We start from the raw sequence: 18,158 nt of genomic DNA, 5'->3' as shown, positions 1-18,158 counted from the left end.
TATCGCAGCCTTCGGCAGCTCCTACAGGGTCAACATAAAATTTCCTACACGCACTCCATCGCCTCCAACGTGGCCCTGACCGCCTCATCCCACGGCGTATGCGGCTCCGCTCCCAGCACTTCAAGCAATCGTGCGTTGTCCATGCACAAGGGCTGCTGCCACAGGTAGCGCATCTCCTTCAGCTCGCGAAACGTCTCGGAAAAGGGGGCGATGACCGGCAGCGTCCACCAGGGAAAACCCCGGAGGGTGACGTTGGCTTGACCGGACTGACGCAGGATCGTGTCGACCATCCGCGTGCCGTCAGGGTCCCAATGACCGCGCATATGAAAGGTCGCAAAAGGCGCAAGCCGCTGTTCGTGTTCCAGCAGCCGAATCATGGTGCGCGCCACGTCCGGCAGGTATGCCCATTGATGGCCGACACCGGGTGTGCCGGGGTAGCGAACGGTTTTCACCGGCTGCCCCGGCTTGAGCAGACCGCTGGCAAACCAGCTGTTGCTGTGGCGCGTCCCAAAAAAATCCCCGGCACGTACCACCAGGCTGCGCACGCCAGTCAATGCCGCTGCTTGCAGCCGTTGTTCCAGCTTGACCCTGATCCCCCCTTTGCGTGTCAGCGGATTCTGCGGCGAGGTTTCAGCGCACGCGGGAAAAGCATCCGGCCCGTAGTTGTAGACCGTGCCGGGCAACAGGACCCGAGCGCCCGATGCGCGGGCGGCGGCGATGCTGTTGTCGATCATCGGCAGTACCAAGCCTTCCCAGTTGCGATAGCCCGGCGGATTAACGGCATGAACGATTAACGCCGCACCTTCTGCAGCAGCCAGCAGATCTTCACCGCGCATGGCATCTCCGCATCGCCAGTCAAAGCGCACATCACGGTAGCGAACACTCGCAGGGTTGCGATGCAGGGCCCGCACCGACCAGCCCTGCACAAACAACTGCCTCGCCACTTCCCCGCCGATGCCGCCAGTTGCGCCCAAGACCAGGGCAATAGGTTTTTTACTCATGAGAGGATCTCGCCCGATGTGATGGCGATCATGTTTGCGCGACTGAGCATTAAATGAAATTATCGAAAACCCTCTAATGGCTAAACATTTTTGTATGAACAGAACAGAACCGAGCTGGGCGTTTTATCGGACCTTTTTGCAGGTCCTGCGTGAAGGGTCGTTGTCGGGCGCTGCGCGCGCACTGAAATTGACCCAACCCACGGTAGGCCGGCATATCGAACAGATTGAACACAGCCTTGGCACAACGCTGTTCATTCGCACCCAACAAGGCTTGAGCCCCACCCACACCGCCCTCGCCTTGCGCCCATACGCAGAGGCCATGGAAGCCACCAGTGCGGCGCTGTTGCGGGTCGCGTCCAGCGAGGGACAAGGGGTGCGCGGCACGGTGCGCATCACTGCCAGCGACATCATTGCCGTTGAGGTGCTGCCGCCGATTCTTGCGCAACTGCACGCGACGCACCCGGAACTGGTCATAGAACTGGCCCCGTCCAATCGTATGCAGGACCTGCTTTCCCGAGAAGCCGACATCGCCGTGCGCATGGTCCCGCCGAGTCAGGAGGTATTGGTGGCACGGCGCCTGGGCAGGATTGAACTGGGTCTTTATGGGCATCGCAGCTATGTGCAGCGACACCCTCCCATCACCCACCTCGATCAGTTGAATGACTACGCGTTGATGGGCTATGACAAACAAACGCTGTCCATTCCCTCGATGTTCCCCGACGCCCCGTGGCTGAGCGAAATGCGCCTGGCCCTGCGCACTGACAGTGATCTGGCCTTGCTGGCTGCCTTGCGGGCGGGTTTTGGTCTGGGGTTTTGCCAAGTGGGTATCGCCAGCCGTGATCCCAATCTGCAACGACTGTTGCCGCAACAGGTATCGCTGGGGCTGGACACCTGGCTGGTGATGCACGAAGACCTGCGCGACAGCCCGCGCTACAGCGTGACCTTTGCGGCGTTGGCGCAGGGGTTGATTGAGTACATTGGAGGTTGAATCGCGGAATAAAACCGGATCACGCCCCCCGATGCTGCCGCCGAAACTGCCCCGGTGGCATGCCGTTGGCCTGACGAAAACGGCGGGAGAAATAGGCTTCATCGGCAAAGCCACACATCTGCGCAATGTGACTCACCGGCTTGCTGCCGTTGATCAAATGGGTGCGCGCCAGGCGCATGCGGCGTTCCAGGACCAGTTCGGAGAAGGTGCTGCCGGTTTCCTTGCGCAGCAGGTGGGTCAGGTAATTCGGTGAGAGAAAAGCCGCCGCTGCCGCATCCTTGAGGGTCAGGTCCGGGTCGGCGATGTGCTCGCGAATGTACGTCGAGACCCGCCCCATCGCGTCGCGTCGGCCGCGCTTCTCGGCTTTGCTGGCAGACAACTCACGCAACGGCTCTTCGTACAAGCAGCAAATCCTGCCCAGCAATTGCAGCAAGTAACCCTTGAGCATCAACCCGGTGCCTAACTGGCGGTTCTGGTCCAGCTCGCGCATCTGCTGCAGCAACGCTTCAACCTGGGCGAACTCGGCGTCGTCGAGGATGAAATCCAGATGTTCCTGAAAACGAAACGGCGCCAGCTCCGGTGCGTCGGCCAGCGAAACGTCCTCCAGGTCCATCGGATCGCACGACAAATGCGGCAGGAGGAATTCCTGAGAGAAGTTGATCAGGACAAAGTTGCCGTCTTCGGGATGCGGAATAACGTGCAAGCGATGGGGCAGAATGAACGCCATTGTCTTGCGCGGAAACGGCCGAATCGCACCGCCGATGTGCTGCACGGTATCGCCCCCCAGACTGATCTGGATCTGGAAGTATTCGTGGCGATGAGGTGTCGTCAGCGGCGGGCGACCGGTTTTATCGCGGATGTAAAAATCCGTACGGTCGCTGCGCTGTTGCATGCCATACGTCGGCACACGGGACAAAGTTGACATGGCGGAACGCCCCCTGACGTCGCTTGAAACTGACTGCCACATGGTATTTCACGCGTGGTGATCAGACCTAGCGATAGTTGTTGGAGGACTTATCAGTAGGAGCTGCCGCAGGCTGCGATCGGCTGTGAAGCCGTCGTATACAATGCGGCGCCGAAGATCCTTCGGATCTTATCGCAGCCTTCGGCAGCGCCTACAGGAAACCGCGATCTATCAGGCAACGGTGAACGTGAACTCACTGAGGCCATCGATCCCGCCAGTGACCACATCCCCCACCTGCAACGCGCCGACACCTGCCGGCGTGCCGGTGAAGATCAGGTCGCCGGCCTTGAGTTTCACCGACTGGGAGATGTAGGCGATCACGTCTTTGACCGGCCAGATCTGATCGGCCAAATCACCGCGCTGGCGCTCGACGCCGTTGACCTTGAGCCAGATTGCGCCCTCTGCCGGGTGCCCGACCTTGCTCACCGGCACCAGCGGAGTGCTTGGACCGGACTCGTCGAAGCCCTTGGCCCAATCCCACGGGCGGCCCATTTTCTTGGCCTGGGCCTGGATATCACGGCGGGTCAGGTCAGCACCGACGGCATAACCCCAGACATGACTCAAGGCGTCTTCCGGCTGGATGTCGACACCGTCCTTGCCGATCGCCACCACCAGTTCGATCTCGTGATGCAGGTCTTCGGTCAGCGTCGGATAGGTAATGTTACCTTCGGCGGCGACCACGGCATCAGCCGGTTTCATGAAGAAAAACGGTGGCTCGCGCTCAGGATCGTGGCCCATTTCACGGGCGTGATCCGAGTAGTTGCGGCCGACACAGAACACCCGACGAATCGGAAAACGGCTCGACGTCCCTTCAACCGCCAACGACGGCGTGGCGACAGGGGCAATCACAAAATCACTCATGCTTTTCTCCAGACAGTTGTGCCGAACAACGGCGGCCAGGACGCCAGTGTGCGCACGTTCGAGCGCGACAGGTTGGACAGATCGACGGTGCTTTTGGACGGAACAACGCAATCGCGCCAGATTCAGTCATTGGTAGGGTCCCGGCACAGTGGAGATATCACTACAATTCAGACTCTCGATTAGAAGTGAAAAACCCCATGGACATCGATCTGGCTCGCACCTTTGTTGAAATCGCTCGCTACGGCAGTCTGATCGCCGCTGCCGAACGGCTTCACGTGACCCAGACGGCGATCACGGCCCGGGTGCAAAAGCTGGAAAGCCACCTCAACTGCAAGTTGTTCGTGCGCAACCGCGCCGGGGCGAAGTTGACCGCCGATGGCGAAGCGTTCGTGGTCTACGCCAATCAACTGGTGCAGACCTGGGAAGCCGCGCGCCGCGACCTGCCGTTGCCCGAGGGCTATCGCAACGTGCTGCACATCGGGGGCGAAGTCAGCCTGTGCAACCCGCTGATGCTGACCTGGGTCCGGGTAATGCGCGAGATGATTCCGAGCCATGCCCTGCGTGCGGAAATCGGCGACGGCAAACAACTTTTGCAACAGCTGGAAATGGGCGTGCTGGACGCGGCGCTGGTGTACCAGCCGACCTACTGGCCAGGCTTGCAGGTCGAGCAATTGCTGGAAGAGAAGTTGATTCAGGTGCGCCTGAAAGCCAACCCGGAACCTTACGTCTATATCGACTGGGGCGATGACTTCCGCAAGCAGCACGATGCTGCCCTGCCGCATCAGGCCAAGGCGGCCGTCAGCTTTAACCTGGGCCCGCTGGCCCTGCAGTACATTCTGGAAAATGGCGGTGCCGGGTATTTCCGCACGCGGGTGGTGCAGAGCTATCTGGATGCCGGCATCCTGGAACGGGTGCCACAGGCGCCCGAGTTCACCTACCCGACCTACCTGGTCTATTCACGGGACCGCGATTCGGCGGTGTTGCAATCGGCCTTCGAACTGTTGCGCACAATCGTCAAGGCCGACACCGACTGGTCACAGCGCTGGGACCCGATGATTTAACGTCCCTGCGGCGCTTCATCCAGCGACATGACCTGCTCGAGTGGGATGTCGCCGAGGCTGCGACGCAGCGCGTATTTCTCTGCGGTGCGGAAAATGTCCTCAAGCTCTTCCAGGGTGATATCGACGAACTCGCCGATTTCATCCAGCGCCAGCTCCAGGTCCGTGGTGCTGATGCCGACGTGCTCCTGTCGGCTCGGTTGTGGCGTCAGGTCGGCAGCCACCACCGGCACGTGCAATTTCGGGTAACGCACTCCGGTGATGTTGTTGTAGACCAGCGCCGTGATCACCAGGCACAACACGTGCAGCATCACCGGGTAAACCACGTGCCAGCCCATGCCGGTGATTTCGCCGTCGGCCAGCACCAGGCACAACGCCAACGCCGCGCCGGGCGGATGCAGACAACGCAACACGCACATCGCGCCCAACGACAGCCCGACCGCTGCGGCGCCGACTTCCGCCGTGTAACCAAAATAATGGGTGAGGACCAACGCCACGCCGACCGAGGTGAGGTAGCCACCGATGATCGGCCAGGGTTGCGCCAGGGCACCGGATGACACCGCAAACACAATCACCGCCGAAGCAGCAATCGGCCCCAACAAGTGCAAGGCCACGGTCGAGCTGAAGAGCTGGCTGCACGCCAATGCACTGAACAATAAACCGAGGCCGGCGCCGATACTGGCGCGAAACCATTCTTTAGGGTGAGTGTTGAGTGTCGCGGGTATAAAACGATCGAACCAACCTGTCAGGTAACGCTGCATAGATAAAAACCAGTGTTAAAAAAAAGCTCGTCTAAACACTAAGGCGAGCCTCGTATCAGGGGGAAGATACTAATAACCGTTTATAGCGTCCTGCGTATCACGCCTCAATGTAGTCACGGGCGGCATGATCAACTGCGGTTTCAAAGGGAACGGTGACAACGGTGTCGCACACTTTTCCGGTCTCCCGGCTCATGTTTCGGGCGGCCTCGGGATCGTCGGCGAATGGCAGTAGCGACGCTTGCTCAAGATCATGTTCCGACTGGCGCGTGACACAAAAATGCATGCCGATGCACATCACCACCCAGCCGGACAGGAACAGCATTATTTGCATGACAGCCTCCTATGCCGTTTCGGTGACGGCAGCGGTCACGTCACGCTCGCCAGCGCGCACGGTACGCCAAGTGTTGTAGGCCATCAGCAACATGCCGAAGGCGAAAGTCCCGCCGCCGATCAAGCGCACGATGTAGCCCGGATGGCTGGCCTGCAGCGCTTCGACAAAGGAGTAGGTCAAGGTGCCGTCGTCGTTGATCGCACGCCACATCAAGCCCTGGGTGATGCCGTTGACCCACATCGACGCGATGTACAGCACGGTGCCGATGGTGCCCAGCCAGAAGTGCGCGTTGATCAGGCCGACGCTGTACATCTGCTCACGACCCCAGAGTTTGGGAATCATGTGGTACAGGGTGCCGATGGAGATCATCGCCACCCAGCCCAACGCACCGGCATGTACGTGGCCGATGGTCCAGTCGGTGTAGTGCGACAGCGAGTTGACCGTCTTGATCGCCATCATCGGCCCTTCGAAGGTCGACATGCCGTAGAACGCCAGCGACACCACGAGGAAGCGCAAGATCGGGTCGGTGCGCAATTTATGCCAGGCGCCCGAGAGGGTCATCATGCCGTTGATCATGCCGCCCCAACTCGGTGCCAGCAGGATGATCGACATCGCCATGCCCAACGACTGCGCCCAGTCCGGCAACGCGGTGTAGTGCAAGTGGTGGGGGCCGGCCCAGATATACAGAGTGATGATCGACCAGAAGTGCACGATGGACAGACGATACGAATAGATCGGACGTTCCGCCTGTTTCGGCACGAAGTAATACATCATGCCGAGAAAACCCACCGACAGAATAAAGCCCACCACGCTGTGGCCGTACCACCACTGAATCATCGCATCGGTGGCGCCGGAATAAACGATATACGACTTGAACAAACTGACCGGAACCGAAATATGGTTGACGATGTGCACCATCGCCGTGACCACGATAAAGGCGCCGTAGAACCAGTTACCGACATAGATGTGTTTGACTCGACGCCTGGCGATCGTGCCGAAAAACACATAACTGTAGGCGACCCAGACAAACAGCACGGCCCATGCAATCGGCCACTCCATCTCGGCATATTCTTTCGAGGTGGTAATGCCCAATGGGTAGGTGACAATCATCGCCACGATGATCGCCTGCCAGCCCCAGAATACGAAGTTGGCCAGGCCGTCGGAGATCAGCCGAACCCGACTGGTGCGCTGCACTACATAGAACGAGGTGCCCAACAAGGCGCCGCCGCCAAAGGCGAAAATCACCAGATTAGTGTGCACCGGTCGCAAGCGGCCAAAAGTGATCCACGGCAAATTAAAGCTCAACTCTGGCCATACCAGTTGCGCGGCGAGAAATACGCCCATGCTCATGCCGATGATGCCCCAGAACAGAGTCATCAAGGTAAAACGGCGGACCACCTCGTAGTTATACGAGGCGTTGATATCGACGGCGTTTACTTCGACAGGTGTGGACGTTGCACTGGCCATAATTATTCCATTGTTCAGAAGAGGCTGAGTGACTGACGCGATTAGCCAACTTAGGTGCATAGGCCCTGAAATCGGCATCTATGGCTCGACACAGCACCCTTCCGACGGCGCAGGAAGAGAAGTCTTGCGGTTAGCTTTCCGCAGTTTGCCTATTAACAAAACGGCGGGCAATGTCAAAAAAATGCTCATTAACTGCATTTTTTTTGATGTTATTTTAGCGGCGACTCAACACTGCCGAATTAAAAAACTCCATCGGGCCCTTTTGCCGGAAAATCGCGGGGTTTACATCCCGATTGACCGGCGCGCGCCTGCGTATACGGCATAAGCACGAAAAGTTCGTCATCAATAAAATCTAATGGATGCATCATTTCTTTTCATTAAACCAGCGTAGCGGTGGGTGAGTAGTATCGGGGCACTGTTTGAAGCAAAAAAGTGTAATGCCGTTGTAGACCCTCGACCCGATCCTGAGCCTCAAGTGACTGCTCTGCACTAGTTAATGAAAGGAACATCCATGTCCTCGGAAATTTCTGACGCCTATAATTTGTCACGCAGTACTACTCGGGCACATCGTTTTGTTGAAGAGTTACTGAACAAAGCCGGTTTGAACATTAATGGTCCCGCCCCTTGGGACATGCAGCTCAATCAGCCCGGGGTTCCGGAACGGGCCTTGTCCAAAGGCAATCTAGGTCTCGGTGATGCCTACGTCGAAGGGCAATGGGATGCCGATCAACTGGACGAGTTTTTCTCCCGCCTGATGCGCTCCCGCCTCACCGACAACATTCAACCTGCCTCGCTGATCTTTCACGCCCTCAACGCCAAACTGTTCAACCGCCAAGACAAAACCCGCGCCTGGCAAGTCGGCGAACAGCACTACGACCTTGGCAACGAGTTCTACGCCAGCATGCTTGACCCGCGCATGGCTTACACTTGCGGTTACTGGGCCAACGCCACCACCCTCGAAGAAGCACAAAACGCCAAGCTCGACCTGATCTGCCGCAAACTGGGGCTTAAACCCGGTATGCGCGTGCTGGACATCGGTTGTGGTTGGGGCAGCTTCATGTCCTACGCTGCCGAGCACTACGGTGTGGAATGCGTGGGGGTGACTATCTCCAAAGAACAGGCCGACTGGGCGAAGAAAAAATACCCACATCTGCCGCTGGAATTTCGCCTGCAGGACTACCGCGACGTCGATGAGAAATTCGACCGAATTGCCAGCGTCGGTATGTTCGAACACGTCGGCCGGAAAAATCATCGGACCTACATGGAAATGGCACACCGCTGCCTCAAGGACGACGGACTGTTCCTGCTCCACACCATTGGCAAAAACCGCCGCAACAGCACGCCAGATCCGTGGATCGACAAATATATTTTCCCTAACGGCGACCTGCCCTCCCTCGGTCAGATCAGCGATTCACTGGACGATTTGTTCGTCGCCGAGGACATGCATAATTTCGGCGCCGACTACGACAAAACGCTGATGGCCTGGCACGCCAACTTTGAAGCGTCGTGGAGCAAATACGCCGAAGAACTCGGTCCGCATTTCTACCGCATGTGGCGTTACTACTTGTTGTCGTGCGCCGGCGCCTTTCGCGCGAGGGACATTCAGCTGTGGCAATGGGTGTTGTCGAAGAAAGGTGTAATGGGTGGCTACCAGCGCGTCAGCTGAGTGGCGGAATCCACCGGGGTGATATAGTTCGAGGCTACACAGAGCCCAAGGATAGCCGCGTGACCTCGCAACCCCTGACCCTGAACCTTGTGCAACACCACCCTGCCGAAGGCCCTGGCGAGATCGCGCGTTGGGCCGATGAGCGCGGCGTGTCACTGGTGATTTATCGCGCCGACCTCGGACAATTACCCACCATCAACAGCGCGCCCGTGGTGTTATTGGGTGGGCCTTACGAGTCCAACGCTGGCCCCGCCTGGTTGCAAACCGAAAAAGAATGGCTGGCCGCCAGCCTGGCACTCGACGCACCAGTGTTTGCCATCTGCCTGGGTGCCCAGCTCTTGGCGCTGAGCCAAGGGGCCACGGTCGCGCGCATGCCATCGACCGAAACCGGCTGGACCGCCATTCAATTCGATAACGGCCAGAGCCTCGACGTCCTGGAATGGCATGAAGACAGCTTCAGCCTGCCACCCGGCGCGACACGGCATGCGGTGAGCGAGGCCTGCAAACAACAAATGTTTTCCCTCGGCCCACGGCGGATTGGCTTGCAGTTCCATCCCGAGTGGAACGCCGAGTCGGTCATCCTCCTCAACCAACACTTCGCCGAAGAATCGCCCCTGCCGCGCGGCCTTGATCCTCAGCAGATCGAAGCTCACGCCCATGTCGCCCGATGGTTGAGGACAACACTGGATGGCTGGTGGTCGGCGGCGTGCGTTGATTAACCGATAGTCGAGATACGAGGAGCCAACGTGTTGGCGATCTGGCGCGAAGCGACAGTAAAACCTGAGCACGCGGAGTTTCGGTTAAACCCGACAACCTGACTTTACGACTGCTGCGCAGCCGATCGCGAGCAAGCTGGCTCCTACAGGGACCGCGTTTGCTGCGCGACAGCGCGGCGTCTGGACGACGGGGGATCTCCTACAGACCAAACACTTGATGAACCCGTTATTGCTTCGGCATCGGCACCGGCGTCAACACCGGCTGGCCCGCGAAATATGCCAACAGATTATCCGCAACCCGTTGCACGGTATCCCGCGACGCTTCCGGGGACAGGCCGGCGACATGCGGTGAAAGCACCACATTGCTCAGGCTCTTCAGCGAATCAGGCACATTCGGCTCGTCATCGAACACGTCCAACGCTGCGCCAGCGATACGCTGGTGTTGCAGCGCATCCACCAGATCATCCGTTGAAATCACACTGGCGCGGGCGATATTGACAATAAAACCGTCCGGCCCCAATGCCTCAAGCGCCGCTTTGTCGATCAAATGACGCGTGCCCGCACCACCCGGTGTGGCCACAATGAGGAAGTCCGACGCGGCAGCCAACTCGGTCGGCGTGGCACAGTAGCTGTAGGACAGATCGCTGCGAGGCTGACGATTGTGGTAGCTCACCGTCATATCAAACCCGGCTGCGCGCTTGGCAATCGCGATCCCCACTGCGCCCATGCCGAGTATCCCCAGACGCTTGCCAGCCAGCGAAGGCCGCGTGACCTTGCGCCACTCGCCACGCCGCACCGACGCATCGGCTTGGGGAATGTCGCGCACCATCGCCAGCAACAGCGACATCGCATGGTCCGCCACCGACGGCGCATTGACCCCGGCGCCATTGGTCACCACGATCCCGCGCGCCTGAGCAGCCGCGAGGTCGACATGCTCGTACCCGGCACCGATCACGCAAATGATTTCCAGATGCGGCAACGCGGCGATTTCCTCGGCATAAAAACCCAACGGCCCACGGGTCAATACGGCATTGATCTGCTCGCCATACGTCGCCACGGCCTTGGCCCGATCAGCCGGGTTTTGCGCGAGGATCAGCTTGAACCCGCTGTGTTCGAGAATCGGCAGGTACTCGTTGACGGCTTCTACCAGTACCAGAACGGTTGTTGTCATGCGTCGCTCCCATCGAGATCAGAAATCAATGGGGCGGACTATGCCGCATAACGACCGGAGCGGTCAGCTAGCGGATAGTAAAAGACCCGCACGAGGCGGGTCTTTTACTCGAACTTACACTTCGATCAAGACTGCAAACGGGAACGCCCGGCAAGGTTAACCGGCTGCAACTTGCGCTCGGCCACCCAGCCAAAGGCCAGGCCCACGGTGGTCCACAGTACGACCTGAATCCCCAGCGAGGCCACGCGGAACTTCCACAGCAGCACGGCGGAGAAGGTTTCCGGCACTTCGTTGATGGTCGGGAACAGCGAACCGGCGACGGATACGATCACCAGGTACAACAGCACCGCTAGCAGCGCGCCGCTCCAGAGGCCGCGGCGGGCGATCAGTTTGCGCGCGGCGTTGATCGCAATCACCATCGCCGACACCGACACCAGCAGCATCAGGAAGAACAGTTTGGTGCGCAGGCCGATGGTATCCGGATCACCCACCGACGGCGGATTGGCCGGGTATTTGAGGCCTGGGACCAGAATCACCGCGACGAAGGCGGCCAGCGCCAACAGTGCGGCAAGCCCACGCGGACCGACCGAGCCAACGCGACCCAGTGCATAGCTGAACACCAGCGCGAAGATCCCGCCCAGCGAAACGCTGTACACCAGAATCCCGGTCAACAAGCCAACGGTGCTCTGCACGTCGCGGCTCACCAACTCTTCTTCGTGGTCATGCCCGCCTGCATCGCCATGGGCTTCAGCGTGCATCGCCGACATCTGCTCTTCGAACGCGATGGCGCGGTCGATCTGTGGTTCACCAAATAGGGATGCAAAGCAAAACGCGAGGATACCGGCGAGCAAGCCCACCAGCATTCCCCGGACAAGTAGATGCCCAGTCATGTCATGTTCCTTGAGGATGAATCAGTGGCAAGGGAAGCCAAGCAAGTGGCGACCGTCATGCACGAACTCATGCACATACATACCGGAAAACAGTGACGTGGCGCCTTGTTCGGCACCCACGAAATACAGGGCTAGCATCAGCAGCAAGCCAACGAAGATTGCCCAGGGCAGGATTTCGCCAACGGGAATGACCGGCAAGGAAATATCAGTTTGGCGTGTGGCGCTATAAGACATGAATAGCCTCCAGGGAATACGCGTCCCAGTACGGATTACGGAATGGACGAAGCAAGGTCTGGCTCACGGCAAGAGTGCCGAATACAGTGGCGCGACCGCGCCGGAATTGAACCGGCTTCCTGCTTCGCAACGAAATGAAACAACAGCCCCGGCAGTGTACGCTACTCCACTTGTAAAACCAGATGGTTCTCAGTCATGGCTACGCGTTTGACCCTGATTTGCCACGCCCGAACCCAGGCGCAAAAGCTCGCGCGCTTCCCGCTGGACGAACCCATCGACATGGACTGGCAGGCCGCCGGACAGTCATTGGCCGCTTCGTTCAAGTCCTCGGTACAGCTGCTCAGCGCCCCGGAAACCCGAGCCCAACAAACTGCACAGCTGTTCGGCAGCCAGAGCGAAGTCATTCCAGCATTGCGCGATTGCGCCTTCGGCCGCTGGGCAGGACAACGCATCAACGACCTGCAAACACAGGAGCCCGACGCACTGTTCGCCTGGCTGGCCGACAGCGACGCCGCGCCTCACGGTGGCGAGTCAGTGACGCAACTGTGCACACGGGTCGGCGCCTGGCTCGACAGCCTGCGCGACCCCGGACATTTCGTCGCCATCACTCACCCGTTCGTGATTCGCGCCGCCCTGCTCCACGCCCTGCAATGCCCGCCTTCCGCCTTCAACAGCATCGACATCGAGCCGCTGTCGATGACCGACTTGAGGTTTAACGGCCGTTGGCGCCTGCGCATGGAGCAACACTTTCTGTGACTACCATAGACGCCACCAGGGGTTTTTCTCGGCCGTCAGTCTGAAGAAATGAGAAACCGGGTCAATATCCTCGTCCCACGGGCAAATGCCAAAATTCATACGCAACGCTTCTTCCAGCAAACGCCGGGTGATCTCAGCCTCCGGCACCTCGACCTCACGCTCGCCCTGGAAGTAAATCTTGCGCCGCTGGTCAATCGGGCAATCATCGTCCTCCAGGTAAAACGGCGCCGACAACCAACGCGATTCGAAGTCTTTTGGCGTGCCAAATTCGACCACCGCGGGCACGCCCGTTTGCAACCGCGACCGCGTACGCTCACCGCGTTCGATAAACGCATAGCCGTAACTGTCGCCGGAATCGTAATGACAAAACGCGAGGAGCATTTCCGGCGCACCGAGGACCCGGTGACGCTGGGTCACGTCACTCGCAGGGTCCTCCAGCATGTCCCAGGCAATCTGGTTGTTGTTGATGACTATCACGTTCCCAAACACCTGAACCAGGACGTCCGAGTGATTGCGAATGTCGAAGGAACTGCGCAGTGACGGCTCAATCTTCACCGCCTGTCCCCCGCACAACTTTGAAACCAGCGCACCCGCATCCCGCAGCGGCACCTTGGTCTTGAACACTAATCCAGCCTGAGCAACGCCCATACCGCTCCCTTTTATAACGATTCAATTGATGCTCAGAGGTTGGCGTTCGTCAGTCGGGTTCTACCAACAGGTGGTTTTTCCGGTTTGACGTCTGAAGCATCCGCCTTCGATAGGTACCTAACGGTTCGGCAGATAGAGGTACTTCTTGAGGGAGGTTCTGCTGAATGGTCAAAACGATGCGGCACTTGGCCGTTATATTGAAAACCGGGACAGGCTTGAAATGCGCTCTATGTAGGAGCTGCCGAAGGCTGCGATAAGGTCGGAACGACCTTCGCGATGGCTCTATCGCAGCCTTCGGCAGCTCCTACAGGGATCTGTGGCACGCAACGAAACCTGTGGGCGTCAGGCTTGTCGGATCGCCGCACCGCTACGAAGACTGACCTCGCAGACGCTGAAATCTGACAGGCAACTCGCCCCCATCAAACCTGAGCCCAACGCGCCCAAGTGATAGGCTGCGCAAGCTCGCGTCAGAAGTGGCACCAGACGTTCCGAACAATCGGCATTTAACCAAGGCAACCCCATGATCAAATGGCTGGCAGTACTGTTTCTCTTCGCCGCAACCGCAGCCCACGCACAAACTCCGCTGCAAACCGACCTGCCGCTGCCCTACCTTGAACAGACCAGCGCCGATTCAAGAAATCAACCGCTGGTGATTTTCCTCCACGGTTCGGGCAGCAACGAAGAGGACCTGTTCGACATCAAGGATCAACTTCCCGCCGACTACACCTTTCTCTCTGCCCGCGCGCCGCAGGAAGTCGGCTCCGACAGTTATCAGTGGTTCAGCAAGAAGCCCGGTGATGGCGATTACGACGGGGTGACCGAGGACCTGAAAAGCAGTGAAGGGTTGATCTCGGAGTTCGTGGTCAAGGCCACCGAGAAGTACCACACGCAGCCGGACAAAGTGTTTCTGATCGGCTTCAGTCAGGGCGCGATCATGTCCTATGAGGTGGCGCTGCGGCATCCCGAGATCCTCCGCGGGATCGCGGCGTTGAGTGGCAAAGTCCTGCCCGTGTTGCGCGCCGAGCTGAAACCCGACCCGCGCCTGAAAGCGCTGAACGTGTTCATCGGCCACGGCACCGCCGACCAGAAGGTCCCCTACCCAGGCGGCGCCGATGCCAACAGCTACCTGCAAAGCCTCTCGCTGCACCCCGAATTTCACGCCTATCCAGGTATTGGGCACACCATCAGCGACACTGAAATCGTTGATCTGAATCGCTGGTTGATGAAGTTCAGCGCCTAAGGATGAGTCGCCACCCGCCGTACCGGTTCCGGTTCGGCGACTTCTGGATGAGGTTCTTCGTCCAGCTTGATAAACATCGCCAGAATCGGCCCCAACAGCACCACGATAATCGACGCCGAGAACGCCGCCGCCCAGTTGTTACCGGTGATGTCCAGCAACCAGCCGATGACCACCGGCGACACCGCGCCCGCCACTGCCATGCCGAAGAAGGTGCAGGCGCTAGAGGTCGCGGAATGTTCGTAGGAAATTTCCGTACCGATCACCCACAGCGGTGAGTCAGCCAGTTCCGAGCAGAAGAACGAGAAGCTCAGACTGGCGGCGCAGATCATGATGTCCTGGGTGAACATCAGCGGGATCAAGCCGATGATCGAGGACAGAAAGCCAAAGATGATCAAGTCCCGCCGCGAGCGCAGACGGTTGCCGGTGACCTTGAAGCGCCAGTCCGAGAGCATCCCGCCCACTGCCGTACCGACGGTCCCGCCGAGCAACACCACGGTGGAGAAAATCGCGGTTTTGGTCAGGTCCATGCCGTAGCGTTGGGTAAAAAACGACGGGATCCAGTTGAGGAAAAACCACAACACCCAGCCGTGGCAAAAGCAGGTGGCCGCCGCCGGCCACACCCGACGCAACATCGTGGGCCAATGCACCGGTTTGCCGACGAACACCGGCACCGGGTCCGCCACCACGGCATCCACCTCTTTCTTGGTCTCGCTCAGCATGAAGTACATGACGAACATGAACGCCAGGGTCGCCAGGCCGAGAATCAAAAAGGACAAACGCCAGGAAAATTGCAGGATCAAAAAGGTCACGATCAGCGGCGCCAGGGCATTGGCCATGCGACCCGAGGCGTGCATCACGCCCTGAGCGGTGCCGCGCTGGGTGATGGGAATCACGCGGGCGATCATCCGCGCCGCCGTCGGGTAGATCGGCGCTTCACCCACCCCCACCACGAAGCGCGCGACCACCAGCGCAACCAGGCCACTGACCAAACCGGTGGCGATGGTCGCGACCGACCAGATCACCCCATACACCAGCATTGCCTTGCGCGAACCGATACGGTCGCTGAGCCAGCCGCCGGGCACCATGAAGCAGCTGTACGCGAGGGCAAAGGCGGAAAACATCAGGCCCAGGTGAGTATTGCTGAAACCCAGTTCCTTACTGATGGTCGGCGCCGCGACTGCCAGGTTGCTGCGGTCGATGTACATGATAAAAGCCATGATGCACAGCAATACGAACGTCAACGTCGCCCTGCGTTTTTGCGCCAGAGTCGGTAACATTTTTTCCACCATTATTATCGTTGTAGTGGGCAAGCGGCCGCGCAGACCGCTTGTATCAACTGCTTGGTTGATGCGTGTTACTTAGGTGAAGCGTCCTATTTGAAGAACCCGCGCAATACCTCGTAGGTTTCGTCCGGGCATTCTTCCTGCAAGTAATGCCCCGACGGCACCGTTGCGGTCTGCTGGATGTTGCTGGCGTAGCGACTCCAGACCTCAGCGGCGTTGTGGTTGCGCCCTACACCGCCCTTTTCGCCCCACAGAATCAACGCCGGGTTATCGATACGGCGGCCGGCGTCGAAGTCGGCGGTGTCCATGTCCAGGTCGATGCCGAACGTGGCGCGATAGTCCTCGCACATGGCATGGGTGGTGGCCGGATTCTTGATGCAGCGGATGTAGTCGGCCAGTGCTTCAGGCCCGAAGAATTTGGTGCCCTGATCGGTCTTCGACAGTTTGCGCAGGATGAAGAACTCGGGATCGGCGTCCATCATCCGTTCAGGGGTCGGCGCGTCCTGGGTCATAAAGAACCAGTGCCAGGAAAACTTGGCCCACTGCCGGGTCACGTTATTCAGCAAGTGATGCTGCGGCAGCATGTCGACGAAACCGGCCTTGAGCACCGTGTCGCCATGGTCCAGGCACATGCGGTGCAACACCCGAGCACCACGATCATGGCCGGCGGCGTTGAAGCGCTCGAAGCCGAGGGACTGCATGACCTCGACCTGATCCTGCGCCATCGACCGGAAGGAGTAGTCCGAGTGATCACCACCACCGGCTGGTTTCGAGCTGTCGCCATAGCCGCGCAAATCGGTGCAGACCACGGTAAATTCTTGCGCCAGACGCGGTGCAATCTTGTGCCACGACAGGTGATTAAAGGGGTTGCCGTGCATCAGCAGTAACGGCGGCCCCTCACCGCCGACCACTGTAACGATCTCGGCATCGCTGGTTTTAACGACGGATTTCTTGAAATTCTCGAACATATCACTCGCCTCGTTTTTTATTCTTGAGCTGGGCCGTTCTAACGTTGAGATCTGCAGCGAAAAACGGAATCAGCTGGCCACCGCCTGGCGTTTGGGCTTGCGCGCGGCGGCGTTGTCGGTGGCGACGCGGAAGGCCGCAGCCATGGCGCCGACATCCGCGATGCCTTTGCCGACGATGTCGTAGGCCACACCGTGGGCCGGGGTCGCGTACACGGTTTTGAGGCCACCGGTCAGGGTCACGCCGGAGGAGAAGCCCAGCAGCTTGGTCGCGATCTGGCCCTGGTCGTGGTACATGATCACCACCGCGTCGAAATCACCGTTGCGCGCTTTGATGAATACGGTGTCGGAAGGGAATGGGCCTTCGCAGGCCAGGCCCTTGAGGCGCAGTTTTTCCAGGGTCGGGCGAATGATGGTGATCTCTTCGTCGCCGAACAGACCGTTCTCGCCGCCATGGGGATTGAGGGCCGCGACACCGATGCGCGGCGCCATGTTGCCCAGTGCACGCAGGGTGTCATGGGCCAGTTGCAAGGCACCTTCGATGCGATCCGGTTGCACCATGTCCACCGCTTTGCGCAGCGCCACGTGGGAGGTCACGCGGAAGGTGGAAAACTGCGGAATGATGTTCACTTCGCCGAAGTAACCGACATGCTCGGTCCAGGCGGCGAACATCTGGTGTTCGTCGTGGTAGTTCCAGCCGCCGCGATGCAGGCCGGCTTTGTTCAGCGGGGCGAAGCAGATGCCGTCCAGTTCGCCGGCCAGCGCCAGATCGGTCATGACTTTCAGGGTTTCGCCGGTCAGACGACCAGACTCGGCATTTACTAGTCCGCGCTCATACAGCGCCGGGTCGACGTTGTGCAGGTCCAGCAGTTGCACCGCGTCCTGCTCGTAGTCGGCGTCGGCCAGACGACCGATCTTGCGATAAGGAATCTGTATGCCCGCATCGCGCATGCCCAATTCCAGCACACGTTCATCGCCGACGATCAATATTCTCGCCCGTTCACGCGCTTCGGGGGTGGATAACAACTTGACCACCAACTCCGGACCAATCCCGGTTACATCGCCCAGCATCAGTCCAATCAACGGCTTCATCGGTTTTCTCCTGACTGATCACATTATTTTTTTTAGAGCATCTAGACCCGAGGACACCACATGCCT

General features: G+C 59.2%; 20 protein-coding genes and 1 riboswitch. Of the genes, 7 read left to right on the top strand and 13 right to left on the bottom strand.

Annotated features, from left to right (window positions below; genetic code table 11):
• Positions 1 to 44: 44 nt before the first annotated feature.
• Positions 45 to 1,001, bottom strand: a complete 957-nt coding sequence (locus ACF0H7_RS09035; protein ID WP_397452423.1) for an NAD(P)H-binding protein — start codon at positions 999 to 1,001, stop codon at positions 45 to 47.
• Positions 1,002 to 1,095: 94 nt separating this feature from the next.
• Here ACF0H7_RS09035 and ACF0H7_RS09030 point away from each other — a divergent pair, with 94 nt between their 5' ends.
• On the top strand, positions 1,096 to 1,989 hold the full coding sequence (locus tag ACF0H7_RS09030) for a LysR family transcriptional regulator (protein WP_397452422.1): 894 nt from the start codon (positions 1,096 to 1,098) through the stop codon (positions 1,987 to 1,989).
• Positions 1,990 to 2,008: 19 nt separating this feature from the next.
• Here the strand turns inward: ACF0H7_RS09030 and ACF0H7_RS09025 are convergent, their stop codons facing one another.
• Positions 2,009 to 2,914: an AraC family transcriptional regulator gene (locus ACF0H7_RS09025; RefSeq protein ID WP_397452421.1), complete on the bottom strand. Its 906-nt coding sequence runs from the start codon at positions 2,912 to 2,914 to the stop codon at positions 2,009 to 2,011.
• A 210-nt stretch (positions 2,915 to 3,124) separates the two neighbouring features.
• Complete coding sequence (locus ACF0H7_RS09020) at positions 3,125 to 3,814, bottom strand: fumarylacetoacetate hydrolase family protein (RefSeq protein WP_397452420.1); 690 nt, start codon at positions 3,812 to 3,814, stop codon at positions 3,125 to 3,127.
• Between the two features lie 197 nt (positions 3,815 to 4,011).
• On the opposite strand from ACF0H7_RS09020, the gene ACF0H7_RS09015 reads away from it, so the two are divergent.
• Positions 4,012 to 4,875 (top strand): LysR family transcriptional regulator, encoded by an 864-nt coding sequence (locus ACF0H7_RS09015; RefSeq protein ID WP_397452419.1) that lies wholly within the window; start codon positions 4,012 to 4,014, stop codon positions 4,873 to 4,875.
• On the opposite strand, the gene ACF0H7_RS09010 is transcribed toward ACF0H7_RS09015, so the two are convergent.
• The 3 genes from ACF0H7_RS09010 to ccoN all read right to left on the bottom strand — a co-directional run bounded on the left by ACF0H7_RS09010 (position 4,872) and on the right by ccoN (position 7,431).
• Positions 4,872 to 5,633: an HPP family protein gene (locus tag ACF0H7_RS09010; RefSeq protein ID WP_397452418.1), complete on the bottom strand. Its 762-nt coding sequence runs from the start codon at positions 5,631 to 5,633 to the stop codon at positions 4,872 to 4,874. The two genes, ACF0H7_RS09015 and ACF0H7_RS09010, sit on opposite strands and share 4 nt — an antisense overlap.
• A 97-nt stretch (positions 5,634 to 5,730) precedes the next feature.
• Positions 5,731 to 5,964 carry a hypothetical protein gene (locus ACF0H7_RS09005; protein WP_397452417.1) on the bottom strand — a complete coding sequence of 78 codons (234 nt, stop codon included), beginning with the start codon at positions 5,962 to 5,964 and terminating at the stop codon, positions 5,731 to 5,733.
• A 9-nt stretch (positions 5,965 to 5,973) separates the two neighbouring features.
• A complete protein-coding gene (ccoN, locus tag ACF0H7_RS09000) occupies positions 5,974 to 7,431 on the bottom strand; it encodes a cytochrome-c oxidase, cbb3-type subunit I (protein WP_397452416.1) in 1,458 nt (485 codons plus the stop codon).
• Between the two features lie 28 nt (positions 7,432 to 7,459).
• Between ccoN and ACF0H7_RS08995 the strand changes: the two genes are divergently transcribed.
• The 3 genes from ACF0H7_RS08995 to ACF0H7_RS08985 all read left to right on the top strand — a co-directional run bounded on the left by ACF0H7_RS08995 (position 7,460) and on the right by ACF0H7_RS08985 (position 9,816).
• On the top strand, positions 7,460 to 7,756 hold the full coding sequence (locus ACF0H7_RS08995) for a hypothetical protein (protein ID WP_397452415.1): 297 nt from the start codon (positions 7,460 to 7,462) through the stop codon (positions 7,754 to 7,756).
• Positions 7,757 to 7,942: 186 nt separating this feature from the next.
• Entirely contained in the window at positions 7,943 to 9,097 is a 1,155-nt protein-coding gene (cfa, locus tag ACF0H7_RS08990; RefSeq protein ID WP_397452414.1) for a cyclopropane fatty acyl phospholipid synthase, read from the top strand.
• A 59-nt stretch (positions 9,098 to 9,156) separates the two neighbouring features.
• Positions 9,157 to 9,816, top strand: a complete 660-nt coding sequence (locus ACF0H7_RS08985) for a type 1 glutamine amidotransferase (RefSeq protein ID WP_397452413.1) — start codon at positions 9,157 to 9,159, stop codon at positions 9,814 to 9,816.
• 223 nt (positions 9,817 to 10,039) lie between these two features.
• Here the strand turns inward: ACF0H7_RS08985 and ACF0H7_RS08980 are convergent, their stop codons facing one another.
• From ACF0H7_RS08980 to ACF0H7_RS08970, 3 genes are all read right to left on the bottom strand, one after another.
• Positions 10,040 to 10,984: a 2-hydroxyacid dehydrogenase gene (locus ACF0H7_RS08980; RefSeq protein WP_397452412.1), complete on the bottom strand. Its 945-nt coding sequence runs from the start codon at positions 10,982 to 10,984 to the stop codon at positions 10,040 to 10,042.
• A gap of 125 nt (positions 10,985 to 11,109) precedes the next feature.
• Entirely contained in the window at positions 11,110 to 11,874 is a 765-nt protein-coding gene (locus ACF0H7_RS08975) for a CbtA family protein (protein ID WP_397452411.1), read from the bottom strand.
• Between the two features lie 21 nt (positions 11,875 to 11,895).
• A complete protein-coding gene (locus ACF0H7_RS08970) occupies positions 11,896 to 12,108 on the bottom strand; it encodes a CbtB domain-containing protein (protein WP_397452410.1) in 213 nt (70 codons plus the stop codon).
• Positions 12,109 to 12,140: 32 nt separating this feature from the next.
• Positions 12,141 to 12,274: riboswitch (cobalamin riboswitch) on the bottom strand.
• Positions 12,275 to 12,303: 29 nt separating this feature from the next.
• On the opposite strand from ACF0H7_RS08970, the gene ACF0H7_RS08965 reads away from it, so the two are divergent.
• Positions 12,304 to 12,864 (top strand): histidine phosphatase family protein, encoded by a 561-nt coding sequence (locus tag ACF0H7_RS08965; RefSeq protein ID WP_397452409.1) that lies wholly within the window; start codon positions 12,304 to 12,306, stop codon positions 12,862 to 12,864.
• Here the strand turns inward: ACF0H7_RS08965 and ACF0H7_RS08960 are convergent, their stop codons facing one another.
• Entirely contained in the window at positions 12,865 to 13,512 is a 648-nt protein-coding gene (locus ACF0H7_RS08960) for a hypothetical protein (RefSeq protein ID WP_397452408.1), read from the bottom strand.
• A 520-nt stretch (positions 13,513 to 14,032) separates the two neighbouring features.
• Between ACF0H7_RS08960 and ACF0H7_RS08955 the strand changes: the two genes are divergently transcribed.
• Positions 14,033 to 14,752 carry an alpha/beta hydrolase gene (locus ACF0H7_RS08955; protein WP_397452407.1) on the top strand — a complete coding sequence of 240 codons (720 nt, stop codon included), beginning with the start codon at positions 14,033 to 14,035 and terminating at the stop codon, positions 14,750 to 14,752.
• Here the strand turns inward: ACF0H7_RS08955 and ACF0H7_RS08950 are convergent.
• The 3 genes from ACF0H7_RS08950 to ACF0H7_RS08940 all read right to left on the bottom strand — a co-directional run bounded on the left by ACF0H7_RS08950 (position 14,749) and on the right by ACF0H7_RS08940 (position 18,092).
• Complete coding sequence (locus tag ACF0H7_RS08950; RefSeq protein ID WP_397452406.1) at positions 14,749 to 16,029, bottom strand: MFS transporter; 1,281 nt, start codon at positions 16,027 to 16,029, stop codon at positions 14,749 to 14,751. The genes ACF0H7_RS08955 and ACF0H7_RS08950 overlap by 4 nt on opposite strands.
• A 95-nt stretch (positions 16,030 to 16,124) precedes the next feature.
• Positions 16,125 to 17,003, bottom strand: a complete 879-nt coding sequence (locus tag ACF0H7_RS08945) for an alpha/beta fold hydrolase (protein WP_397452405.1) — start codon at positions 17,001 to 17,003, stop codon at positions 16,125 to 16,127.
• A gap of 69 nt (positions 17,004 to 17,072) precedes the next feature.
• On the bottom strand, positions 17,073 to 18,092 hold the full coding sequence (locus ACF0H7_RS08940) for a PdxA family protein (protein WP_397452404.1): 1,020 nt from the start codon (positions 18,090 to 18,092) through the stop codon (positions 17,073 to 17,075).
• Positions 18,093 to 18,158: the final 66 nt, after the last annotated feature.

Source organism: Pseudomonas sp. NA-150 (genome assembly GCF_044336365.1).
Taxonomy (GTDB): Bacteria; Pseudomonadota; Gammaproteobacteria; order Pseudomonadales; family Pseudomonadaceae; genus Aquipseudomonas.
This window is presented reverse-complemented; position numbering and strand designations above follow the sequence as displayed.